This window comes from Arthrobacter sp. ISL-30, from assembly GCF_018613855.1.
Classification (GTDB): Bacteria; Actinomycetota; Actinomycetes; order Actinomycetales; family Micrococcaceae; genus Arthrobacter.
The window spans coordinates 87,537-111,429 of sequence record NZ_JAGGPK010000014.1; the positions used below are offsets into that span (position 1 = coordinate 87,537).

Here is a 23,893-nt window from a genome sequence, read left to right on the forward strand (position 1 = left end):
CTAAGCTTCAGGGGCAACAATCACCTGGGTGCCGTTCGCCTCAAAGGCTTCCTTGTCAGCTGGTTTAATGCCGGCATCCGTCACCAGGAAGCGGAAATCGTAACCTGCCATAGCAGCGAACGCTCGCCTTCCTACCTTGGAGGAATCTGCCAGCACATACGACTCAGTGGCACGGCGTGCCAGGACAGCGTTCACCATGGCCTCGCCCTCGTCCGTGATCGTGGGACCGATCATGGGATCGATTCCGTTCACGCCGATGAAGGCGATGTCCAGGGCAACCTTTTGCATGATGACATCCGTGTAGGGCCCCACCAGTTCATAGGATCGGGGGTTCAGGATGCCGCCTGTCACCATGATCTTGATATTGGGCCGGACCGCGAGCTGCGCCGCAATATTGATTGCGTTGGTAACGACGGTGAGCATGGGCTTGTTCGACGGCGCGTTGAGGTCTTCGCGCGTGGAGAGCACCTGGGCCAGCGCGGTGCTGGTGGTTCCACCGCTCAGCCCGATCACTGCTCCGGGCTTGATGAGCCCGGAGGCAGCCAGGGCGATCTGGTGCTTGGCTTCCGCGTGGTCGTCCCTGTTGTAGCGGCCGGGGAGGTCGTAAGCGACTGAGCCCGTAGTGGCTCCTCCCCTGGTCCGGCTGAGAAGCCGCTGCTTGGCCAGGCTGTCCAGGTCCCGACGTGCTGTGGCAGGCGAAACCCCAAGCCTGGTGACGATATCCTCGACTTCTACCTGGCCTGTTTCGGCAAGCAGGTCCAGGATGGCTGTCAGCCGTTCGGTGCGGGTCATTCTTGGCCTTTCATGGGCGGGACTACGTCGCCTTCGCGAACAGCGTCAACATACGTGCGGCTTCCGGCACGAGCGCGTCCCGGCCTGCCTTGAGGTACTTCCGGGAATCCATGACAGCGGGGTTGGCCTCCAGATACTCACGGATGGCGCGGGTGAAGAACCCGTTCAGGTGTGTGGACACGTTGATTTTAGTCATACCTGCAGCGATGGCTGCCATTAGCATTTCGTCTGCGACGCCGGATGAACCGTGCAGCACCAAGGGCACGTTCAGCGCCTCCTTAAGTCGGGCAATCAGTTCCAGGTCCAGCACAGCGTTCCGCTCCGTCATTGCATGGGATGACCCCACTGCGACGGCGAGGGCATCAACGCCTGTGGCGGCGACGAAGTCCACAGCCTCCTTCGGGTCCGTTCGCACTCCCGGAGAGTGGGCACCGTCCTTGCCTCCTACCTTGCCAAGTTCGGCCTCCACATACACTCCCCGGTCGTGGCCGTAGGAGGCAACACGGCGAGTCACTTCGACGTTCCACTCATAAGGAAGATGGGCGCCGTCGTACATCACTGAACTGAAGCCAAGGTCGATAGCCTGCAGGGCGAGGTCTTCGCTTTCGGCGTGGTCGAGGTGCAGGGCCACTGGAGCTGAGGAGCTGTGCGCGATCGACTTTACGGCGAGCGCCAGCGGCTCCAACCCACCGTGGTAGCGGGCACAGTTCTCGGAGACCTGCAGGATCATCGGTAGACCCGCGGCTTCCGCCGCGGCCACGAGGCCTTCCGCCGTTTCGAGGTGGATGACGTTGAAAGCGCCCTGTCCCCGGCCTTCTGCCGCCGCCTTGTCCATGAGTTCCCGGGTGCTGGCCAGCGTCACTGCGTATCCTCCTCCCACGTGATAACCAACTGCTCTTCGAGCATGTCCAGGCGAGCTGATACTTCCCCCGCGACCGGCATGAGGACCGCGGCGGCCGACCAGGCGCTGGCCCTTCGCAGGATTTCCGGTGGGTCGGTGATCCCGGCAGCGAGCGCGACGGCCGCGGCAGAGACAGCTGCGTCCCCGGCGCCGGTCGGATTTCCCTCGAGGGGCTGCGGCAGGCGTGCCGTGAAATATCCGTCCGGGCTGTCGCGGTGGAAAGCCGACATCCCGTCGGCGCCGGCGCTGACCAGGACCATGCGGGCTCCCTGTGCGATCAGGTTGCGGGCGCCCCTGTGCAGTTCGTCCTCTCCCGTGGCCTCCCGGAGTTCGTGGTGATTCGGTTTCAAAAGGTCGGCGCCGGCCCGGGCGGCGTCGAGGAGCGCTGATCCTGACGTGTCCACGACGGCGGGGACTCCGACGTCGTGAGCCAGCCGCACGAGCGCCGGATAGAAGTCGCCCGGCGCCCCAAGCGGCAGGCTTCCGGCTCCCACAAGCACTCCGGCCTGCCCACCGGCAGTATCGTCGACGTTATGGACGCCGGGGACCAGGTCGCCGGAAACGCCAAGGACGTCGACGACGGCTGCCGCGAGTGCGCGCCATTCACCAGGCTGCAGGGAAGGACCCTCTTCGTTGAAAACTGTCGCCAGGCCACTGTCCGTGTCCATCAGGGCTATGCTCCGGCGGGTTTCGCCGGCTATGGCAACCGGGCGGTGCGGCAATCCGCTGCTGCGAAGCTCGGCGATGAAGGAGTCTCCAGTGTGGCCGCCGAACGGGACTACGGCCATTACCGGATATCCCAGCTGATGGGCCACTCGGGCAACGTTTAATCCCTTGCCCCCGGCTCGGCTGAACGGCGGGGGCACGCGGTGGCTGGCGCCGGGCTTGATGCCGGGCACTTCGTACGTCAAGTCAAGGGCGGGATTTGGGGTCACGGTGACCACCCGGCGAAGCGTCACGGCGAACCCAGCAGCGCCCGGGCCCGGATCGCCGCCCCAAGCAGCCCGGCATCCTGGCCCAGCTGTGCGGGAAGGATGACCGGCCTCCGCTGGAAGTCCAGCAGCTGGTCCACGCGACGGCGCAGGGGTCCAAGAACGGCCTCGCCGGCTTCGGCGAGTCCCCCGCCGACCACCACGGCCTCCGTTCCGAGGATGCTGACGCACTGGCAGATGCTGAAGGCGAGGGCGTCAACGGCCTCGCTCCATACCTTCGCGGCGCTCGCATCACCGGAGCGGGACAGGGCCAGTACCTCCCGTGCACCGCCTACCGCATGTCCGGAATGCTCCGTGTAACGCCGGGCGATGGCCCCCGCGGAACCCACTGCCTCAAGGATTGTTGTGCCCGTCCCGTCCGGTGACGGCACCAGGGCATAGCCCAACTCGCCGGCATGCCCTCCCGCGGTCACAGCCTGCCCCTCGGAGAACACAGCTCCGGCAATGCCTGTTCCCAGCACCATGACCACAACGTCCCGGTAGTCCCGCGCTGCACCAAGGAGCACTTCCGCGTCGCCTGCCGCTCCGACGTCATGGCCAAAGGACACTGGCATGCCAAGACGTGCCTCTGCTTCTGCCACAAACGGGAAATCGTGCCAGCCGAGGTTTACGGAGAAGACTCCCACGCCCGCTACGGCATCGACGATGCCTGGCACCACCACGCCCGCAGCCCTCGGCGGGGAGCCAGGGTATTCGTGGGCCAGCTCTGCAGCCAGCTCGGCCACGCGATCCAGGATCGACTCCGCCGGGCGGGAAGGATCATGCGGAGTGGCAGTCCTTCGCCTGCCCTTCAGGGAGCCGTCGGAATCTACGAGGCCCGCTTTCAGGTCGGTACCTCCGACGTCGAAGGCCAGGACAGCGTGTGAGGCGCGTCCGAGCCTGCCCGACGGCAGGGCTGCCGCCGTACCTGAGGGAACAGTCCTCGGGGGAACAGTCTCGGAGTCCATTGGCCTAGGCCGAGGGGTCGAGGATGACAGAACGGGTGAGATGGCGGGGCACATCCGGATTCAGCCCGCGCTGCCGCGCACGTTCAAGGGTGACTTTATGCAGCCTGGCAAGCTCGGCCAGTGGATGCCGTGCGGAGCGGACATAGAGTGCACCGGTCCGGGCAAGATCCGCTTCAAGTCCTGCCGGTTCCTCGCCGAAGAGCCAGGTAACCCTGCCGGGGGCCGCAATGGAGATGGGCCCGTGCCGGTATTCCATGGCGGGGTAGGACTCGGTCCAGTCCTGGACGCCCTCCCGCATCTTGAGGGCAGCTTCATGCGCAAGTCCTACGGTCCAGCCGCGGCCGAGGAAGGTGAACTGCTCGGCGTCGAGCAATTCTGCCGGTACCGCCTCGGCCAGCACCTCACGGGCCTGGTCCACTGCCGCCCGGACGTCTGTACCCAGGCTGGTAAGGAGGTAAGCCAACGCAGCAGTAGCGAAGCGGGTCTGCACCACTGATTGCTCATCGGCATAGGGCAGTCCAATGACCTCATCAACCAGGTCCGTGATGGGGCTGCCGGTATCGCCGATGACGGCAACAGTCGGAATACTTCCGTTGAGCTCGGCCAGGAGTTCAAGGACTTCGGTGGTGGTTCCGGAACGCGTGATGGCAACTACTGCATCGTAGTCACGGTTCTTCCGGTAGTGGTCGAGGAAGGCTTCGGAGGCGGCAAAAGCCTCGGTTTCGCCCTTGCCGGCGCCCTCGCGGGCTACTGCGTAGCACTGGGACATGAACCAGGAGCTGCCGCAGCCGACGACGGCGACCCGCGCCCCGTCCTGGGGAAGCAGCCTTTCCGTCCCGGCCTGGGCGATGGCACGGAGCCAAACGTCCGGCTGGGATAACAGTTCCTCTTCCATGAAGGCTCCGAGGATGGTGTCAGCCATGATGATTCACGTTCCTTTGTGCGAGGCGAAGAAATGGAGAGTGTTGACGTTTTCTGACTTATGCAAACACTAAACGAGCATTTTCAATCGCACAAGACTCTTGCTCCAACGCTGGTGCGCCAAACCTGGTCCACCAAAAGCAACAGCCGCCGTCCGGAAGGACGGCGGCTGTTAAGGGTGGTGGACCCTACATCACTGGACGCGGCTCCCGGCCCTCCACACTGCGCGGGTCAACGGAATTCCGGGACGGTACGCCAGGTGCGTGGCCGACGGAGCGTTGAGCAGGTGAAGGTCCGCCCGATGCCCGACGGCGATCGACCCGACGGCCCGCTCGCCGTCGACGTCGTTCCCGGACTCCCTGCCAAGCGCCAGGGCGCCGCCGTAGGTGGCCGCCCGGACAGCCTCATGGACGCTGAGCCGCATTTGCAGGACGGCTGTGGTGACGCAGAAGGCCATAGAGGTGGTGTAAGACGTCCCGGGATTGCAGTTGGAGGCCAAGGCAAGCTGCACACCGGCGTCGAGCAGTTCCCGCCCGGGGGCGAGGACCTCCCTGGTTGAAAGATCACAGGCAGGCAGGCAGGTTGCCACAGTTCCCCGGTCGCCCGTTCCGGAGGAGGCGTCCCAGCTGCTCCAGCTGTCCGCGAGGGCACCGACGTCCTTTTCCGTCAGGTGGTTAACGTGGTCCACGCTGGCTGCGCCGAACTCCACAGCCAGGCGAACCCCGGGTCCCTCCCCGAGCTGGTTCCCGTGCACCCGAAGTCCCAGGCCCGCGTCCTTGCACGCCTGGAGTACTTTGCGGGACTGCTCCTCAGTGAACGCTCCGCGCTCGCAGAAGACATCCGCCCACTTCACATAGGGCAGTACCGCCTGCAGCATCGGTCCGCAGACCAGCTCCGTGTATTCGTCGGCATCGGCCCCTTTGGGAACCAGATGCGCCCCCAGATACGTCACTTCGTCGACGAGTCCGGCCGCGATCCGGGCGCTCCTGGCTTCGTGTTCGATGTCCAGCCCATAGCCGGTCTTGGTTTCCAGATACGTGGTCCCCTGCGAGACGGCTTCGGCTACGCGGCCTGCCGTCAGCTGCGCGAGCTTCTCATCACCAATGCTGCGCGTGGCCTCCATGGTCACCGCGATCCCGCCCGCACTGTAGGTCTGGCCGGCCATGCGAGCCTCGAACTCAGCGGTGCGGTCGCCGGCAAAAACCAGGTGGGAATGCGAATCGACCCAGCCCGGCAACAGGGCGCGGCCTCCGGCGTCGACGAACTCGTCCGCCGCCGGCGCCTCTGCGGCGGCGCCAATCCAGGAAACCCGTTCGCCCTCGATCACCACCGCGGCATTGCTGAGGACGCGGTAATCCACGTCCTGGGTCATGAGTTCGCCGATATCGCCGATCAGTATGGACATGCATCCATTCTTCAACGTCGGATCGACCAGCGCGTCGCCGCCAGCGCCTCAGCTGTCCGGGATTCCGGATGCTCGGTATAAGTCGGCGCAGCCTCGTGGGCGCCTCCCCCGGAGATCGACCCGAGGATCATATCGGCGGCAAGCTCGGCGATGGCCGACGACGTCTGGAAGCCGTAGCCGCCCTGACCGGCGAGCCAGAAGAACCCGGGGGCTTCCGCATCGAAGCCGACCACCGGGACGCCGTCAGCCGCGTGGGTACGCAGCCCCGTCCAGGACCGCCGCACTGAGCGGATGCCGAGCGTCGTGAGCGAGTTCAGCCGGGAGATCAGTTGCTGGATGTCCCCCGGCCTCGGCCTGGCATCCTCGGGCCCGCTTGGGACGGCTTCGGACGGCGAGATTAGCACGTGGCCGTCGTTGCGCCAGAAGTAGAACGAGTTGTCCGCGGCGGTCACCCCGGGACAGCCTTCCGGAAGCGGCCGCTCGACGTCGACAATTGCCGCTGTTCGGCGGAAGGGCTGCAGGCCGAGCTTCTCGACACCGCTGATCACCGCAAGCTCGTCCGCCCATGCACCGGCTGCATTAACGACGACGGCCGATTGGAAGGCTTCCTGCCCGGCCCCCAACTGCCAGCCACTGCCAAGCCGCTGTGCTGAATGGACCCGCGCTCCCGCCATGATGTCAACCCCGCCAGCTTCGGCCAACCGCCGATGGTCTTCGATCAGGAGTGGTGCATTGCAGGCAAATGAACCGGTGTCCAGGCCCGCCGCGCTGAACGTCCCGGGCTTGAGGACGGGACACAACTCAAGGGCCTCGGCGACACTGATCGGGCGCATGTGGCCGCTTGCCTGGGCGCGCACCTGCTCGAAGTCGCCGATGAGCATGAAGCTGCTCGGGGTCAGGACCGGTTCCGGCAGCACGGAGTCCCGAATCGCCATGAGTTCCAGGGTCCGCATGGTGAGTTCCTGGACAACCGGCGGCCCATAGCTGGGGATCAGCTGCCGGGCCGAACGCGAGGAGGCGTGATAGGCGAGCGATTGCTCGGCTTCGACGAGGGCCACCGAGCAGCGACCGGCCAGGACCGAAGCCAGCGAAAGTCCGGCGATGCCGCCACCAACGATTACCACGTCATAAGTCGCTGCCATGGCTACATCCTTGCAGACCGCAACTTGCCTTAGGCGGTTATCGCCGCACGACTCTTGACGAACGCCTGGACGCAGGACTCGACATCCTCCGCACTGTGGGCCGCCGACAGCTGCACGCGGATCCTGGCGGCCCCCTTCGGCACTACAGGATAGCTAAAGGCGGTCACGAAGACCCCGTGACGGAGCATGTCGTCCGCCACCCTGGCCGCCACCACGGCATCGCCGAACATCACAGGAACGATTGCGTGTTCGCCCTCAAGCAGCTCAAAACCTTCCTCGGTCATGCGGCGGCGGAACAGCCCGGCGTTCTCGAAAAGCCTCGATCGCAGCTCTCCGGAAGTCACCACGAGTTCAAGGGCCTTGATGGTGGCGGCCACGATGGCAGGCGCCAGTGAATTGGAGAAGAGGTAGGGCCGGGCCTTCTGGCGCAGCATATCCACGATTTCCCGACGGCCCGAAACGTACCCTCCGGATGCTCCGCCCAGCGCTTTGCCGAAGGTTCCTGTGAAAATATCCACCCGAGAGGAGACGCCGGCGTGCTCGGGGGTGCCCGCCCCGGTGGGACCCATGAAGCCCACCGCGTGGGAATCATCCACCATCACGAGGGCATCGTATTTTTCGGCGAGATCGCAGATGGCTTCAAGCGGTGCGAGGTAACCGTCCATGGAGAAAACGCCGTCAGTCACGATGATCTTGCGCCGTGCGGGGCTTTCCCCAGTGGAAGCTTCGACCAGCCTGGCTTCCAGGTCTTCCATGTCACGGTTGGCGTAGCGATACCGCCGGGCCTTGCAGAGCCGAATGCCGTCGATGATGGACGCGTGGTTCAGGGCGTCGGAAATGACGGCGTCTTCCGCACTGAACAAGGACTCGAAGACGCCCCCATTGGCGTCGAAGCAGCTTGAGAAGAGGATGGTGTCTTCCGTGCGAAGGAACTCTGAGACCTTCCGCTCCAGCTGCAGGTGAAGGTCCTGGGTTCCGCAGATGAAGCGCACGGAAGCCATTCCGAACCCTCGCTGGTCCATGGCCGCTTTCGCTGTGGCAATGATGTCGGGATGGTCGGCAAGGCCGAGGTAGTTGTTGGCACAGAAATTCAGGACTCCGGTGCCATCCTGGCCTAGCTGGCCGGCAATGATGTGGCTGGCTTGCGGGGAATCGATGTGGCGCTCTGTCTTGAAGAGGCCGGCGTCCCGGATGGCTGCCAGTTCGTCCTGGAGCTGTTCCTTGATTGCTGAATACATGGTGTGGTTCCTCGGTCTAGGTTTGGGTCGCTGACAGTTCAATACCGGCTACAGTTCAGGGCCTACACGTCGGTCCAGTCCAGGACCACTTTTCCGCCCACGCCGGTCCTGGCAATCTCGAAACCCCGTTCCCACTCCGCTGCAGGAAGCTTGTCGGTGACGACGGCGGAGATGTTGCGGTGCAGGACGGCGTTGGAGGAGAGCATGGCGCTCATGGCGTACCACGTTTCGAACATCTCGCGTCCGTAGATGCCCTTGAGGGTCAGCATGTGCGTGACCACTTTGCCCCAGTCGATATCGATGGACTGGCTGGGTAGTCCAAGCATGGCAATGCGTCCGCCGTGGTTCATGTTGTCGATCATCTCAGGCAGTGCAGTGGGGTGGCCGGACATTTCCAGTCCGATATCGAAGCCCTCCAGCAGTCCAAGCTCGCGCTGGGCGTCCCTCACCCGGGTGGTGGAGACATCGATAGCGAGGTCCACGCCCATGTGGCGAGCCAGTTCCAGGCGGGAGGGGGAAACGTCAGTGATGACGATCTTCCGCGCCCCAGCGTGGCGTGCGACGGCGATGGCCATCAGTCCAATGGGACCGGCACCGGTGATGAGCACATCCTCGCCCACCAGCGGGAAGCTCAGGGCGGTGTGGACTGCATTGCCGAAGGGGTCGAAGATTGCCCCGAGTTCGGGGGTGACGGAGGGATCATGGTGGACCCAGACGTTAGTCTCGGGGATCACGACGTATTCAGCGAACGCCCCGTCCCGCTGAACGCCGACCGAAACCGTGTGGATGCACATTTGGCGGCGTCCTGCCCTGCAGTTGCGGCAGATCCCGCAGACTACATGGCCTTCCCCCGAGACCTTATCCCCCACTTTGACGTCCCTGACGTCTTCGCCGATTTCCACCACTTCGCCGTAAAACTCGTGGCCCGCAATCAGCGGAGCCTCGATGATCCCTTGCGCCCAGGCGTCCCACGACTGAATGTGAAGGTCGGTGCCGCAGATCCCGGTAGTCAGGACCTTGATCTTGACCTCGTTATGGCCGGGCTCCGGCTCAGGGCGGTCAACCAGCTCGAAACCCGCGTGCGGGCCGGACTTGTACAGAGCCTTCATTGGTTCTTCCTCAATCAGCGATGGGCAGTTCCCTAATTGAAACGCCGGAAAAGATTTAGCACAACTAGGTATTTCTCAATCAACGATTTAGTATCTACTAAATGGAAGTCCATCAGCTGCAAATGCTTCGCGAGCTCGGGGACCTTGGCAGCGTCAAGGCGGTGGCCGAGACGCTCATGGTTACGCCGTCTGCAGTGTCCCAGCAACTCTCGCTGCTCCAGAAGTCCTTCGATGTTCCGCTCACGCGCAAGGAGGGCCGGGCGCTCGTACTGACCGACGCCGGCCGGGTCCTCGCAGATGCTGGGGCCGCCGTCGTGAAAGCGATGGCGGACGCCCGTGCCGCGATCGGAACCTTCCACGATTCCCCTGACTCTGCGGTTACAGTGAGTGCCTTTCACAGTGCCGGGCAAGCGCTGTTCGCTCCCTTGGCGGCAATCCTCGCAGCACAGGGCGGCGGCCCGCGGCTGCGCCTCTCGGACGAAGACGTTGCCCAGGAGGATTTCCCTGGCCTGGCCGCCCGGTACGACCTGGTCCTGGCCCACCGAATGGAACACAGCCCCGAGTGGCCGAAGGATAAGGTGGCGGTGATTCCGCTCGCGGAGGAGCCCCTGGACGTAGCACTTCCTGCCGAGCATCCGCTGTCCGCCCGGCGGCAGCTTTCGCCGGCCGACGTCGTCGGGCAGGCATGGGTGACCAGCCGCGACGGCTACTCCCCCGCGGACGTCCTTGCCGCCGTCGTTGCTGTGAACGGCCGTAGCGCCGAAGTGCTGCACCGCATCAATGACTACTCAACCGTTGCCGCCCTTGTTGCCGCAGGCGGAGCGATTGGCCTCCTGCCGCGGTACACGGCCCAGCGCGTCCTCCACCCCGGGCTGGTGCTGCGGGCGTTGACAGGTGTTAATTCCGTGCGACGAATCGACATTCTTGCCCGGCCGGAGACACTTAAGCGCAAATCTGTCAGGATCGTCTGCGATTCCCTTCAGACTGTCATGGGCGAACTTATGGCGTAGGGGTTGAACTCGAGTTCGAGGGGGCGGAGTTTATGGTGCAGGGGGCGGGCTATCGGAGGCTTTGGGTCCGCCTCCCTGGCCTTGGCCGTTCAGCCAGCCCTTCCCGAAGTGACCCCCGGGCCCCTTGGCGTTGGCGGGCAGATCCCCGGCCACTACTCGAATAGCCGTCACGGTATCGCCTTCCTTGGTGCCGGCCACGCGAACGACGTCGCCAGCTTTCAGGTCCGTGGCCTTAACGTCGTTGGGCTTCGGCCGATTGCCCGCGGCGTCCTTCTCCGCCGATCCGGTGGCTCCAGATCCGCCAGCCCCCGCCGGGATCCGAAAGAGCCTGGTGTCGGCGTTGATCGCATAGCTCTGGCTGAAGCCGTCCTCGCTCTTGACGGTGATGGAGGATTCGCTGACCGATTCCACCGACCCCTTCTGGGTCAGGAAGGTAAGCACAGTCCCGTCAGGCCTCTTCACAACGTTCTCGCCGTGGAGATGTTCGCCGCGCCGTGCTTTCCCGTCCTGTGCCTTCTGGTCCTGGGCCTTCGCGTCCTGCCACTTCTGGTCCTGCGACTTCTGGTCCTGGGCCTTCGCGTCCTGCGACTTCTGGTTGCCCTTGCCCGGTTTCCCGGAGTCCGGAGTGGGCGTGGCCGATGACGACGGTAGCGGGCTGGGTGCGTCAGCTGACGCGGCCCAGACGGTCGCGGCGCCGGCGCCACTGAGGGCCAGGACAACGGCTGCTGCCAGCGCGACCCGGCGAGCGCGCAACCACCGGCGTGGGTTCGACCCGGAGACCGGACCATCCGATCCGGATTCCGGGGGAAGCTGCAGGTTATCCATGGCGAGACCTTTCAATGCCAAATTTCTCAGGGCCAATTTTCTCAGTGCAAAATCCAAGGCCACATGAGCTGGGGAAATTTAGGATGGCCCCATGAACTGTGATTTGCCTGTGAATTGGATCACTTTTAGCGCAAGAACAGCCAAAGACGCAGATAATGCCCCGGGACACAGAAAATGCCTGGTGACACCCGTATGCGGGTGTCACCAGGCATTTTGGCTGTCCTGGTGCTGGACTTGCGTCCGATCAGGCCTGGACGCCGAGCCTCTCCAGGATCAATTCGCGCACGCGTCCGGGATCGGCCTGCCCTCGGGTGGCCTTCATGACGCCGCCCACGATCGCACCGATGGCCTGGAGCTTGCCGCCACGGATCTTCTCTGCGACGTCGGGCTGCGCGGCCAGGGCGGCATCGATTGCTTCGAGGAGGGGGCCGTCGTCGGAGACCACGGCCAGGCCGCGCTTCTCGATGATCTCCTCCGGGGTGCCTTCGCCGGCAAGTACGCCGTCGAGCACCTGGGATGCCATCTTGTTGTTGATCTTGCCGGCTTCGATGAGCCCGTTGAGCTCCACGATGATCTGCGGGGTCACGCCGAGCTCGGCCGGATCGACGTCGGCCACCTTGGCACGTCCCACGATCTCGCCCATCCACCACTTGCGGGCCACATTGGCGCTGGCTCCGGCGGCGATGGTCTCCTCGATGGAGTCCATGACGCCGGCATTGACGACGTCACGGAATTCCAGGTCTGAGTAGCCCCAGGCTTCCTTGAGCCGCTTGCGGCGCTCGGCCGGAGGCTCGGGCAGGGTGGCGCGCAGCTCCTCCACCCACTCGCGGCTCGCGACCACGGGAACGAGGTCGGGCTCCGGGAAGTAGCGGTAGTCGTCGGCGTCGGACTTCGCCCGGCCCGACGTCGTCGAACGGGTGTCCTCATGCCAGTGCCGCGTCTCCTGGACTACAGGCTGGCCGGAATCCAGGACCGCCGCGTGCCGCTGGATTTCGTAACGGACAGCGTGTTCGACGGCGCGCAGGGAGTTCACGTTCTTCGTCTCGGAACGGATACCGAAACGTTCCTGGCCATGCGGACGCAGGGAGACGTTGGCGTCGCAGCGGACATTGCCCCGCTCCATTCGGGCATCGGACACGCCAAGGTTCTTCACGATCTCACGCACGGCAGCGACATAGGCCTTGGCCAGTTCGGGAGCACGGCTGCCCGCACCTTCGATCGGCTTCGTGACGATTTCCACGAGGGGCACGCCCGCGCGGTTGTAATCCACGAGGGAGTAGTCTGCGCCCTGGATGCGGCCTGCCGCACCGCCAAGGTGGGTGAGCTTTCCGGCGTCTTCCTCCATGTGCGCGCGCTCGATCTCAACACGGAACACAGTGCCGTCCTCCAGCTCGACATCCAGGTAGCCGTCGTAGGCGATCGGCTCGTCATACTGCGAGGTCTGGAAGTTCTTGGGCGTGTCCGGGTAGAAGTAGTTCTTCCGGGCAAAACGGCAGTATTCGGCGATCTTGCAGTTCAGCGCAAGGCCGATCTTGATGGAGGATTCCACCGCGGCTTTGTTCAGGACCGGCAGGACGCCCGGCATGCCGAGGTCTACCTCGTTGACGTTGGTGTTCGGCTCGTCACCGAAGACGTTTGGGGCCGAGGAGAACATCTTCGACTTGGTGTTCAGTTCAACGTGGACTTCGAAGCCGAGGACGGGATCGTATTTCTCCATGGCTTCTTCGAAGCTGACAATTGTGTCGACAGACATTACTTGGAACCTCCGGCAATGGTGGAGCTGGAACCGAGGACAGGCGCCTGCGCCAGCAGCGGACCGCCCCACTTCTCTTCGAGCAAGGACTCAAGGACAGAGCCGACACGGTAGACGCGGGCATCCTGGCGGGCAGGGGCCAGCAGCTGGATGCCGACAGGGAGGCCGTCTTCGTCGGCGAGGCCGCCCGGAAGGGACAGTCCGGGAATCCCGGCCATGTTGGCCGGGATGGTGGCGACGTCGTTGAGGTACATAGCCAGGGGGTCGTCCAGCTTCTCCCCCAGCTTGAACGCCGTAGTGGGCGAGGTGGGCGAGATCAGCACGTCCGCCTGGGCAAAAGCGGCGTCAAAGTCGCGCTGGATGAGGGTGCGGACCTTCTGCGCGGAGCCGTAGTAGGCGTCGTAGTAACCGGCGCTCAAGGCATACGTGCCAAGGATGATGCGGCGCTTCACTTCATCACCAAAGCCGGCGGCGCGAGTGGCGCCCATAACGCGCTCGATGGTCATGGGACCGTCCTTGGGCAGGACCCGCAACCCGTAGCGGACGCCGTCGAACTTTGCCAGGTTGCTGGACACCTCGGACGGCATGATTAGGTAGTAGGCACCCAGGGCGTACTGGAAGTTGGGGCAGGAGACCTCGACGATTTCCGCGCCCGCTTCCCGGAGCAGTTCCAGGGATTCGTTGAAGCGGTTCTCGACGCCGGCCTGGTACCCCTCGCCGTGAAGTTCTTTGATAATGCCGATCTTCATGCCGGCGACGTTCCCTGTGCGGGCAGCGGTGACGAGGTTGTCGAACGGATCGCTGAGGGACGTCGAGTCATAGGGATCGTGGCCGCCAACGACTTCCTGCAGCAGCGCGGAGTCCAGCACTGTGCGGGACACGGGGCCGATCTGGTCCAGGGACGAGGCCATGGCGATAGCGCCATAGCGGGAGACGGCACCGTAGGTCGGCTTCATGCCCACGGTTCCGGTGACGGCGCCGGGCTGGCGGATGGACCCGCCGGTGTCCGTGCCTAATGCCAGCGGAGCCTCGAAGGCAGCGACGGCGGCAGCGGAGCCGCCACCTGAACCGCCGGGGATGCGGTCGAGGTCCCAGGGGTTCCGGGTAGGACCGTAGGCGGAATGCTCCGTGGAGGAGCCCATCGCGAACTCGTCGAGGTTCGTCTTGCCCAGGATGGGCATCTTAGCGGCACGAAGCTTCCTGATAACGGTGGCGTCGTAGGGGCTGTGCCACCCTTCCAGGATCTTCGACCCCGCGGTGGTGGGCTGGCCCACGGTCACGATGAGGTCCTTGACGGCGATCGGCACGCCAGCGAGGTCATGCAGCCCGGCTGCGGCTTCTCCGCCGGCAGCGCGGATGGCATCGACGTCGGACGCGACAGCCAGTGCCTCTTCGGCATTGACATGGAGGAAGGCATTCACCTGTCCGTCGACGTCGGCGATGCGGTCCAGATGCGCCTGGGTGACCTCAACGGCCGACACTTCGCGTGCGATGAGCTTGGCGGAGAGGGCGGCTGCGGACTGGTGGATCAGGCTGTTGTTCAGTTCAGTCATGGTCTTAGTCCTCGTCCAGGATTGCCGGAACCTTGAAGCGGTTGTCGTCGGAATCCGGAGCGCCGGAAAGTGCCTGCTCCGCGCTGAGGAGGTGGCCCACGACGTCTTCACGGAAGACGTTGTTCAGCGGAATCGGGTGGGATGTTGCCGGGACGTCCTCCCCGGCGGCTTCGCTGACGGACTTCACCGCATCAACGATGACGGCCAGTTCCCCGGCCATCCTGTCCAGCTCTTCGGCACTCATTTCGATGTGAGCGAGTCGCGCCAGATGCGCGACGTCCTCACGGTTGATCGCAGCCATGGATCTCCCCTGCAAGTTCAATTGGTTTTCGGCTCTAGTCTACGTGGCTGCGCAGGTTCCGGTTCCGGCCATGCGGCCGGACGACGGTAGGGAGTCCGGAAAGCACAGTACCCGTCCGGCGTCCCCCAGTGGGCACCGAACGAGCACTGTTTGTCCACGGTCGCCCGCAGACAGCATCAGACTAGCCGATACCGATAGCTCCAGTCAGCATGCCGACTCCAAGCATGACCAGCGAAATCACAGCGGTCCTCCACAGAACTTTCTTGTGGTGGTCGCCCAGGTCCACCTTGGCCAGTGAAACCAGCAGCAGGATTGCGGGAACCAGCGGGCTCTGCAGGTGGAACGGCTGGCCGGTGATGGAGGCGCGGGCCATGTCCGCCGCGGGGATCCCGTAGTGCGCAGCCGTTTCGCTGAGGACGGGCAGGACGCCGAAGTAGAACGCATCGTTGCTCATGAAGAACGTCATCGGGATGCTGAGCACACCGGTGATTACTGCCATGAAGGGGCCCATGTCCGACGGGATGATTTGGACGAGCCATTCGGACATTGCCGCAACCATGCCGGTTCCCGTCAGGACGCCAGTGAGGACGGCGGCCGCCATGACCATGCTAACGACGGCGACGATGGAAGGTGCGTGGGCGATCAGCTGGGCGCCCTGCTCCTTGACCTTGGGGAAGTTCACGATCAGGGCAATGGCGGAGCCCACCATGAACACGTAGGGCAGCGGGACGAGGTCGGCAACCAGCATGGCCATGACGGCCAAGGTCAGGCCAAGGTTGAACCAGAACAGACGGGGACGAAGCGTGGAACGGTTGGGGTCCAGCGCGGTGTCGGCCATGGCGCTATCGCGATCGTCCACAAGCTCCTCGGTGCGAACATCGCCGCGCTCCAAGACAGCAACGCCGGAACCGGAGGGAGCAGTGGCACCCGATCCTGAAGGCACGGGGCGGCCGCCCTTGCCTGCACGGTTTCCGTTGCCGGTACCACCGAAGGACTCCGAGGGGTCAGCGAACTCGCCCCAGATCTCCGGGGCGGCAGTGCGGAGACGGTTGCGCTCCTGCAGGCCCAGCAGCCACGAGAACACGAAGACCACCACGAGGCCCACAATCAGGGAGGGAATCATAGGCACGAACACGTCGTTGACGTCGATCTTCAGGGCGGTAGCGGCTCGGGCTGTGGGGCCACCCCACGGCAGGATGTTCATGGTGCCGTTGGCCAGGCCTGCCACGCAGGTCAGGACCACGGGGCTCATCTTGAGCCGCAGGTAGACGGGAAGCATCGCGGCCGTGGTGAGGATGAACGTCGTCGAACCGTCACCGTCCAATGAAACGGCAGCCGCGAGGATGGCGGTGCCCAGGACGACCTTCGCGGGGTCGTTGCCAAGCTTGCGGAGGATGAACTTCACTAGCGGGTCGAACAGCCCGACGTCGATCATCAGGCCAAAGTAGATGATGGCGAACATCAGCAGGGCAGCGGTTGACGTCATGGACTTCATGGAGTCCAGGACCATGTCGCCGATGCCAAGGCCGGCTCCAGCGAAAAGCCCGAAGACGGTGGGAACAATGATTAGCGCCAGCACGGGCGTCAACTTCTTCGTCATGATCAGCACCATGAACACCGCGATCATGGCGAATCCAAGCAATACCAGCATTGGCAGGCTCCTTCTTTGTGAACGGCATCACGGCGATGTGATGACGGATACAAAGTTAGGGTGGTCCGGGTCACGCGGCGGTGTTTGCAGGATTTGATTGACATACTGCTCATTGGGAACGTTTTGCGCATTTAACTCAGTGATTCAATGGAGGGGTACTGTTTTAGTGCCAGCGCCGCTGCTGCCCCCCGCACCGGCCGGCCTCAACGACGTCGGAAGGAGGGCTGGTGCGTCGCCTGGACTTGCGATTTTCCACGCAGACGCTGCTGCTTCAGCTCGGCGTCGTACTTCTGGTGGTGCTGCTCAGCGGCGCCGTGCACGCCTGGCTGACCTACGAACGGATCAGCCGCGAGGCCGAGAACCAGGCATTGACCCTGGCCAGAACCGTGGCTTCGGATCCTGGGCTGCGAGCCGAAGTGCAGGCCATCAGCCTGCAGCATGGCACGCCGCCTGCCTCCGTGCTGGCCGCCGGGCCCATCATGGCGGCGGCCGAAGCCGCACGCCAGCGCACCGGTGCCCTGTTCGTCGTCGTCACCGACGAAACAGGACTCCGCCTGGCGCACCCGGAGCAGGACCGGCTTGGCGAACAAGTAAGCACGGATCCGTCCGAGGCCCTCTCCGGCCGTGAGGTAACGACGCGGAACACTGGAACATTGGGGCCGTCTGCCGGGGCCAAAGTGCCCGTGTACGGGATTGAACCCTCAGTAGGCATCGTAGGGGAAGTCAGCGTTGGCTACTCGAGGGAAAGCCTTGGCCAAAGCCTCGCCAGGGATATCGGGCCGATCGCGCTGACGGCGCTGGGCGCCCTCCTGACCGGTGTGCTGGCTTCGTTCCTGCTTCGCCAAAGGCTGCAGCGCCTGACCCTAGGCCTGGAACCCGAGCAGATCAGCACCCTTGTCCAGGACCAGGTGGCCGTGCTGCAGGGGGTCGACGAGGGCGTCATCGGCGTTTCGGCCGATGGCCGCATCAGCGTCTTCAATGCGGCCGCCCGCCGCCTCCTCGACAGCGAGGACCTTACGGGCATCCGGTGGGACGGGGCCCCCGTTCCGGAACCCCTGAGGGCACTGACCCAGCCTGCCGCCGTCGACGCCGGCGCGGTAGAACTGGTGGCCGGCAGCCGCGTGCTCGTGGCCAGCGCCCGAAAGGCCTTGCACCGGAGCGAAGACCTCGGCTGGGTGGTCATGCTCCGGGACCGCACCGAACTGCAGCACCTGACGCGCCAGCTGGATGCCGTGGGCACAATGTCCGCTGCCTTGCGCGCGCAGCGCCATGAATTCGCCAACCAGCTGCACACCATCGCGGGCTTCATGAGCATTGGAGAGCACGAACAGGCGAAGGACTACCTGGCCAGGGTTGCGGCCACAGGGCCCCTGCGTTTCCCCGTCGAACAGGCCGAACTCTTACAGGACCCTTACCTGCAGGCCTTCATCGGCGCCAAAGGCGTGGAGGCCGATGAACGCGGTGTGGTCTTGCGGATAGGGCCGGAGACCCTGGTGCGTGGGCACGTCACCGACCCCCAGGACGTAACCACCGTCCTCGGCAACCTGATCGACAACGCCGTGAATGCCGCCGTCGCCGGCTCCGGCGCGGACCGTTGGGTCGAACTTGAACTACTGGATGACCCCGCAGACAGCGAGGGCACGCTGCACATCGTTGTTACGGACTCCGGCGACGGCCTGGGCGCGACGGATCCCGAAGCGATCTTCTCCGAAGGCTTTACGACGGCGAAGGGACCGGTGCGTGCGGGCGGCGGCCAGGGCCTCGGCCTTGCGTTGGTGCGGCAGCTGGCCCGCCGGCGGGGCGGAGACGTGCAGCTCCTCGATCCCGGAAAGCGGGGCGGTCCTGGGGCCGTTTTCATGGCACACATCCCCGGAACCATGGGACCGCCGAAGCCGGCGACGTCCGCAGGCAGCCCGGGAACAGGCTCGGTGAAAGGAAAGCAGTGACCGACGACTTAAGGGTGCTGATTGTCGACGACGACTTTCACGTCGCCAAACTCCACGCCACCTATGTTGACTCCGTCGCGGGCTTCCTGTCGCTGACTCCAGTGGGCTCCACCGCCCAGGCCCTGCAAGCGGTGCACAGCCTGCGCCCAGACCTTGTGCTGCTGGATGTCTATCTCCCGGACGGCTCCGGGCTGGACCTTCTAGGACAGCTTGACGTCGATGCCATGATGCTCAGCGCTGCCTCGGACGCAACGTCCATCCGGGTGGCATTTCGGCGCGGTGCCCTGGCCTACCTGCTCAAGCCGTTCACCTCTGACTCACTCTCACAGCAGCTGCGCTCCTACGCCAGGTATCGGCGGATCCTGGGGCAGCAGTCTGTGGACCAGGACACCATTGAGCGCGCAAAGCGTTCGTTGATTCCCGGGGACGTGGGATCGCCCAGCAAACCGCGGTCCGCCACCGAGGCCGCCGTGCTGGAATCCCTGGAACCCGGCGTCCAGTACTCCGCCGCAGAAGTGGCCGAACGGGTTGGTGTCTCGCGGGCAACGGCGCAGCGCTACCTGTCGTCGCTTGCCGATGATGGCGCCGTCGAGATCCAGCTCCGGTATGGCTCTACGGGACGGCCGGAACACCGTTACGGCGTCCCGGCCGGATCCCGCTAGTCCGCGCCCTTTTGGGCAGCCCTAGTTCGCGCCCTTCTGGACAGCCCTAATTCGCGCCCTTTTGGGCAGCCCTAGTTCGCGCCCTTCTGGACAGCCCTAGTTGACGCCCTTCTGGGCGACCAGCTCGATTTCGACCAGCATCTGCGGGTCCAGGAACGGCAGTACGTGGACGAGGGACAGCGTGGGGCGAATCTCGCCAAATATCTCTCCGTGGGCCCTGCCGGCATCTTCCCATTTGCTGATGTCCGTCAGGTACAGCTTGGTCTGCACCACGTCCTCATAGGAGAAACCTGCATCGGCCAGGACGGCGCCGAGCTTTTCCAGGATGTACTTCGTCTGGGCGTAGAAATCGTTCCCGACAATGCCATCGGGTCCTGATGCCGCTGTGGCCGAAATATACAGGGTGTTGCCCACCTGGACTGCGCGGGAATAGCCGAGTGTCTGCTCCCAAGTGGAGCCTGTGCCATATGTCTTACGCATGCCGTGCCTTTCCAGTTGCTGCAATGTCTGCTGCCCGTGGCGGGCAGCGCTTCCGCGGCGGATGGCCGCGGTTTCATCGGGGCAACTTTAGCCGCGCTGGACTGCCAGCCCGTAAACCAGCAGCTTTATTTCGGTTCCCGGCACAAACCAGTCCCTTGAGGGCAGGCGTTGGAAGCCGAGCTTTGCGTAAAGGCTGCGGGCGCTGGCCCAGGCCTCGCCCGTGGTCAGGACCACTGAATGAATTCCCGGGGTTGAGCGGGCGTGCTTGATGATGGCATTGACGAGTGTTCTGCCGGCCCCGCTGCGTTGCACGGCCGGGTCCACCACGAGCATCCGGAACTCCAGCTCGCCCTCGCGGGCTATGTCCGCGAAGGCTTCCCCCGCCGTCGCCAAGGTTACGGAGCCGATGATTTGGCCGGCCCGCTCCGCCACCCAGATCGTGGCGATCGCTGCCCGCTGCGCTACCTGCTGGACTGACTTCATGTAGGGGTGCTCGGCAGAGTCAAAGTAGCCGGCCACGAGGTAGGAGTCCCGGGTGATGCGTGCGACGTCGTCGAAGTCGGAGGGGACGGCGGGACGGACAATAATCTGCGGCTGCACCGATCCATGGTAGTGGCCGCCTAACGCCTTCCCGCCCGAAAGGGCCGATTCCGTGACACAACTATCAACCCCGGTTTACGAAGGGAAGGCCGTCGTACCCGTGTCGACATGTTGCGCAGCATGCCACCGGCCGATGCCATCCAGGAATGGTTCGAGGCCGGCGCCGCGGACGGCTTCAACATCATGCCGCCCGTTTTGCCCTCAGGGTTGGACGCATTCGTGGACCACGTCGTCCCGATCCTGCAGGAGCGCGGCCTGTTCCGCACCGAATATGCCGGGCGGACCCTCCGCGAACACTACGGCCTGGAACGGCCAGCCAACCAGTATGCCGGTGCGGAACGTCCGGTATTGGCCTCCATCGGCTCGGCCTTCTGACCCGTCAAGCCGGGCCAGGCTGTCCATTGCTGGGGCACGCCGGCTTGCTGGGCTGGGCCCATGCCCCCTCAATCCAAAGGAAAGCGGCCGGAGAACTCTATACTTGCAGCGCAGGTCCAGGAGGCCAGCCGCTCTGTATCCGACGGACCGCCGTCGAGGGGGCTGGTGAGGTGGGGCCTGCGGACCCAGCAGCCGGCCTCCTCGGCGATGAGCGCGCCGGCAGCATAATCGTGTTCATTCAGGCCACGCTCGCCGTAGGCGTCATGACTGCCGTCGGCCACGAGGCACAGGTCCAGGGCAGCCGAGCCGAGGCGGCGCATGTCCCCGAAGCCTTCGAGGAGTCCGGGCAGGAACTGTGATTGTTCCCCCCTGATAGAGGGGTCGTAGCTGAAGCCGGTAGCGAGGAGTGCCGAACCTGCGGCCCCGCGCCCGGGCATGGGGCCTTCCAAGCGCCGCTCCGGACTGCCCTCGCGATAATCCCTGCGCCAGGAGCCGCCACCGCGGACGGCCCAATACTCGCGGCCAAGGGCAGGGGCATTGACGACGCCGGCCAGCCACCGACCGTCGGCGTCCGCTACAGCAACGCTTGTGGCGTAGTAGACGATGTCGCGGATGAAGTTGGTGGTCCCGTCAAGGGGATCGATGGACCAGCGGAATCCGCTGGGGTTTCCGACTTGGGTGGTCCCCTGTTCCTCGCCCGTGACGACGTCGTCAGGCCTCTCTCCCAGCAGGACTTCCCGGACGGCTTTTTCCGCAGCGAGGTCAAAGTCGGTAACCCAGTCGCTGCCCGAACTCTTCGTCTCTTGTGACAGCGCCCCCGTCAGGACGACGCCATCGCGGCCGGCAAGGACCTTCGCGCCCGCGGCCGCGGCACGACGGGCCACTTCGAGGAGACCGTGGAGGAAGTCCGGCTCGTGGTCGATTGGGGAGCTCATTCGGCTGCCTCCATGGTTTTGGCCCCAACAGTTTCGACGGCTGCCGGCGCCCTGCCGGCCAGTCCGTCGGGTCCCGACTCCAGAAGCACCCGGAAGCCATCCTCATCCAGCACCGGAACCCCCAGTTGCTCGGCCTTGTCCAGCTTGGTGCCGGCATTCTCTCCCGCCACAACGTAACTGGTGTTTTTGGACACCGAACCTGCGGCCTTCCCGCCGCGGATGATGATGGATTCCTTGGCTTCGTCCCGGCTGTAGTTGGGCAGGCTTCCGGTGACCACAACGGTAAGGCCCTCCAGCGTACGCGGCACGGACTCGTCCCGTTCATCTGCCATGCGCACCCCTGCGGCTGCCCAGGCGTCCACAATCTCGCGGTGCCAGTCCTCGGCGAACCATTCCTTCAGTGCGGCTGCAATGGTGGATCCCACGCCATCAACATGTGCCAGTTCCTCTTCGGACGCGGCACGGATGGTATCCATGCTCCCGAAGGCGGTGGCCAGGGCGCGGGAGGCCGTGGGCCCGACATGCCGGATCGACAAGGCGACCAGGACGCGCCACAGGGGCTGCGACTTGGCCTTCTCGAGTTCCTGGAAGAGTTTGACGGTGTTGGCCGTGGGCTTCGACGGCGTCTTCGCGGTGGCCTTTGTGTAGAAGTAGGGAACGAGCTCGTACTCTCCCGTCGCGACGCCCTTGGATCGCTTTTCGCGACGGATACGGACGTCCGCGAGGTCTTCGGGCTTGAGGCTGAACAGGGCGGCCTCGCTGGTGAGGGGCGGCACGGCTGGTTCAGACGGCTGGGTGAGGGCGACGGCGGCTTCCCAGCCGAGGGCCTCGATATCGAACGCTCCCCTGCTGGCAACATGGAATACCCGCTCGCGCAGCTGGGAAGGACAGGACTTCGCGTTGGGGCAGCGGATGTCGACGTCGGCTTCCTTGGCGGGGGCAAGCGGCGTTCCGCAGGACGGGCATTCGGTAGGCATGACGAAGTCGCGGACCGGAGGATCCTGCTGGTCCCTAAGCGCCAGGACCGGGCCCACAATCTCGGGGATGACGTCTCCGGCCTTCCGGAGGATCACGATGTCACCGATCTTGACTCCCTTGGCCTTCACGACCTCCTGGTTGTGCAGGGTGGCCATTTCAACAGTGGAACCTGCGACCTTGACGGGTCTCATGATTCCGAAGGGGGTGACGCGACCGGTTCGGCCCACGTTGACAGCAATGTCCAGGAGCTTGGTGTGGACTTCCTCAGGCGGGTATTTATAGGCCACCGCCCAGCGCGGAACCCGCGAGGTGTAACCGAGGGCGCGCTGGGTGGCGAAGTCGTCCACCTTGACCACGATGCCGTCGATCTCGTGGAGGAGGTCGTGGCGGTGTTCACCGTAATGGGCGATGAATTCCAGGATCTCTTCCAGCGAACCCAGCACCTTCAGGTAGGGGCTGACGGGCAGTCCCCAAGAGGCCAGGAGTTCGTAGGTTTCGGACTGGCTGGATGCTGCGAGGCCCTCCCTGGCACCGATGCCATGGACGAACATGCGCAACGGCCGCTTCGCCGTTTCGGCCGGATCCTTCTGCCGCAGTGAACCGGCTGCAGCGTTGCGCGGATTGGCAAGCGGCGCCTTGCCTGCGTTGATGAGGCTTTCATTGAATTCGGCAAAGGCTTTGGAAGGAATGAAGACCTCGCCCCGAACCTCCATTTCCGCCGGGAAACCGCTGCCTGTGAGCTCGCGGGGGATCTCCTTGATGGTGAGGACGTTATGCGTGATGTCCTCACCGGTGGTGCCGTCTCCACGGGTGGCGGCGCGCACCAGCTTGCCGTCCCGGTACAACAGGTTCACAGCCAGGCCATCGATCTTGAGTTCGGTCAGCCAGGAAACGTTGGACAGGCCGTTGCCCAGTTTCTTCACAGAGGCTTCGGCCTTGCGGACCCACGCTTCCAGTTCCTCAAGGGAGAAGACATCTTCCAGGCTGTACATCCGCTGAAGGTGTTGGACGGCGGCAAAGGCGGCCGACACTTCGCCGCCCACTTCCTGCGTGGGCGAATCGTTGGTTACCAGTTCCGGGTGGAGTGCTTCGATTTCCTCGAGCCGCCGGTAGAGCGAGTCGAACTCGGCGTCCGAGACCTGCGGAGCGTCTTCCTGGTAGTACGCATAGCGATATTTGCGCACGAGGTCCACGAGGTTCTCATATTCTTCCCGCACGGATTCGGCGGGGACTACTTCAGCCTCAATCAGTTCCGTGGTTGCCTTGCTGTTCTGTGCTGTGCTCACAGTTCCTATCTTGCCCTACGCCTCCGACGATTTGCCGACCCAAGTGACTCGCAGTAGTTGTCGTTTGCCGCCGGCGGAGTCAAGTAGTCGG

Annotated in this window: 21 protein-coding genes and 1 pseudogene; 4 read left to right on the plus strand and 18 right to left on the minus strand. The window is 64.4% G+C overall.

The annotated features are described in order from the left end of the window. From J7E82_RS06545 to tdh, 9 genes are all read right to left on the minus strand, one after another. On the minus strand, positions 1-792 hold the full coding sequence (locus J7E82_RS06545) for a DeoR/GlpR family DNA-binding transcription regulator (RefSeq protein WP_214861725.1): 792 nt from the start codon (positions 790-792) through the stop codon (positions 1-3). A 22-nt stretch (positions 793-814) separates the two neighbouring features. Then, a complete protein-coding gene (locus tag J7E82_RS06550) occupies positions 815-1,654 on the minus strand; it encodes a class II fructose-bisphosphate aldolase (protein ID WP_214861727.1) in 840 nt (279 codons plus the stop codon). Further along, complete coding sequence (locus J7E82_RS06555) at positions 1,651-2,628, minus strand: hexose kinase (RefSeq protein ID WP_308113653.1); 978 nt, start codon at positions 2,626-2,628, stop codon at positions 1,651-1,653. The genes J7E82_RS06550 and J7E82_RS06555 overlap by 4 nt, the downstream gene beginning before the upstream one ends. Before the next feature lie 20 nt (positions 2,629-2,648). Further along, positions 2,649-3,632: an ROK family protein gene (locus J7E82_RS06560; protein WP_214861738.1), complete on the minus strand. Its 984-nt coding sequence runs from the start codon at positions 3,630-3,632 to the stop codon at positions 2,649-2,651. A 4-nt stretch (positions 3,633-3,636) separates the two neighbouring features. Further along, the gene (locus tag J7E82_RS06565; RefSeq protein WP_214861740.1) at positions 3,637-4,554 is read right to left on the minus strand and encodes an SIS domain-containing protein; all 918 of its coding nucleotides are present in this window, start codon (positions 4,552-4,554) and stop codon (positions 3,637-3,639) included. Positions 4,555-4,746: 192 nt separating this feature from the next. Further along, positions 4,747-5,958 (minus strand): imidazolonepropionase, encoded by a 1,212-nt coding sequence (hutI, locus tag J7E82_RS06570; RefSeq protein ID WP_214861742.1) that lies wholly within the window; start codon positions 5,956-5,958, stop codon positions 4,747-4,749. 11 nt (positions 5,959-5,969) lie between these two features. Continuing rightward, complete coding sequence (locus tag J7E82_RS06575; protein WP_214861744.1) at positions 5,970-7,100, minus strand: FAD-binding oxidoreductase; 1,131 nt, start codon at positions 7,098-7,100, stop codon at positions 5,970-5,972. 29 nt (positions 7,101-7,129) lie between these two features. After that, the gene (locus J7E82_RS06580; protein ID WP_214861746.1) at positions 7,130-8,338 is read right to left on the minus strand and encodes a glycine C-acetyltransferase; all 1,209 of its coding nucleotides are present in this window, start codon (positions 8,336-8,338) and stop codon (positions 7,130-7,132) included. A 62-nt stretch (positions 8,339-8,400) separates the two neighbouring features. Next, complete coding sequence (gene tdh, locus J7E82_RS06585) at positions 8,401-9,447, minus strand: L-threonine 3-dehydrogenase (protein WP_214861748.1); 1,047 nt, start codon at positions 9,445-9,447, stop codon at positions 8,401-8,403. 101 nt (positions 9,448-9,548) lie between these two features. Between tdh and J7E82_RS06590 the strand changes: the two genes are divergently transcribed. Then, positions 9,549-10,457 (plus strand): LysR family transcriptional regulator, encoded by a 909-nt coding sequence (locus J7E82_RS06590; RefSeq protein WP_214861751.1) that lies wholly within the window; start codon positions 9,549-9,551, stop codon positions 10,455-10,457. A 30-nt stretch (positions 10,458-10,487) separates the two neighbouring features. Here the strand turns inward: J7E82_RS06590 and J7E82_RS06595 are convergent, their stop codons facing one another. The 5 genes from J7E82_RS06595 to J7E82_RS06615 all read right to left on the minus strand — a co-directional run bounded on the left by J7E82_RS06595 (position 10,488) and on the right by J7E82_RS06615 (position 16,540). Then, positions 10,488-11,282, minus strand: coding sequence for a hypothetical protein (locus J7E82_RS06595; RefSeq protein ID WP_251041533.1), 795 nt, complete (start codon positions 11,280-11,282; stop codon positions 10,488-10,490). A gap of 244 nt (positions 11,283-11,526) precedes the next feature. Beyond that, entirely contained in the window at positions 11,527-13,035 is a 1,509-nt protein-coding gene (gatB, locus tag J7E82_RS06600) for an Asp-tRNA(Asn)/Glu-tRNA(Gln) amidotransferase subunit GatB (protein ID WP_214861753.1), read from the minus strand. Then, a complete protein-coding gene (gene gatA / locus J7E82_RS06605; RefSeq protein ID WP_214861755.1) occupies positions 13,035-14,588 on the minus strand; it encodes an Asp-tRNA(Asn)/Glu-tRNA(Gln) amidotransferase subunit GatA in 1,554 nt (517 codons plus the stop codon). Before gatA ends, gatB begins: the two co-directional genes overlap by 1 nt. A gap of 4 nt (positions 14,589-14,592) precedes the next feature. Beyond that, entirely contained in the window at positions 14,593-14,889 is a 297-nt protein-coding gene (gene gatC / locus J7E82_RS06610; protein WP_214861758.1) for an Asp-tRNA(Asn)/Glu-tRNA(Gln) amidotransferase subunit GatC, read from the minus strand. A gap of 181 nt (positions 14,890-15,070) precedes the next feature. Next, positions 15,071-16,540: a CitMHS family transporter gene (locus tag J7E82_RS06615; RefSeq protein WP_214861766.1), complete on the minus strand. Its 1,470-nt coding sequence runs from the start codon at positions 16,538-16,540 to the stop codon at positions 15,071-15,073. Between the two features lie 227 nt (positions 16,541-16,767). Here J7E82_RS06615 and J7E82_RS06620 point away from each other — a divergent pair, with 227 nt between their 5' ends. Both J7E82_RS06620 and J7E82_RS06625 read left to right on the plus strand, forming a co-directional pair. Next, positions 16,768-18,486: an ATP-binding protein gene (locus J7E82_RS06620; protein WP_374223595.1), complete on the plus strand. Its 1,719-nt coding sequence runs from the start codon at positions 16,768-16,770 to the stop codon at positions 18,484-18,486. Beyond that, positions 18,483-19,148 carry a response regulator gene (locus tag J7E82_RS06625; protein ID WP_214861768.1) on the plus strand — a complete coding sequence of 222 codons (666 nt, stop codon included), beginning with the start codon at positions 18,483-18,485 and terminating at the stop codon, positions 19,146-19,148. Before J7E82_RS06620 ends, J7E82_RS06625 begins: the two co-directional genes overlap by 4 nt. A gap of 96 nt (positions 19,149-19,244) precedes the next feature. Here J7E82_RS06625 and J7E82_RS06630 read toward each other — a convergent pair whose 3' ends face one another. Continuing rightward, the gene (locus J7E82_RS06630; RefSeq protein WP_214861770.1) at positions 19,245-19,628 is read right to left on the minus strand and encodes a RidA family protein; all 384 of its coding nucleotides are present in this window, start codon (positions 19,626-19,628) and stop codon (positions 19,245-19,247) included. An 87-nt stretch (positions 19,629-19,715) separates the two neighbouring features. Next, positions 19,716-20,228, minus strand: coding sequence for a GNAT family N-acetyltransferase (locus tag J7E82_RS06635; RefSeq protein WP_214861771.1), 513 nt, complete (start codon positions 20,226-20,228; stop codon positions 19,716-19,718). A gap of 129 nt (positions 20,229-20,357) precedes the next feature. On the opposite strand from J7E82_RS06635, the pseudogene J7E82_RS06640 reads away from it, so the two are divergent. Continuing rightward, positions 20,358-20,603 (plus strand): annotated as a pseudogene (locus J7E82_RS06640) (LLM class flavin-dependent oxidoreductase); the annotation flags it as partial. Positions 20,604-20,671: 68 nt separating this feature from the next. Here the strand turns inward: J7E82_RS06640 and J7E82_RS06645 are convergent. Further along, complete coding sequence (locus tag J7E82_RS06645; RefSeq protein WP_214861779.1) at positions 20,672-21,538, minus strand: inositol monophosphatase family protein; 867 nt, start codon at positions 21,536-21,538, stop codon at positions 20,672-20,674. Further along, positions 21,535-23,802, minus strand: a complete 2,268-nt coding sequence (gene ligA / locus J7E82_RS06650) for an NAD-dependent DNA ligase LigA (protein ID WP_214861781.1) — start codon at positions 23,800-23,802, stop codon at positions 21,535-21,537. Before ligA ends, J7E82_RS06645 begins: the two co-directional genes overlap by 4 nt. Positions 23,803-23,893 lie beyond the last annotated feature (91 nt).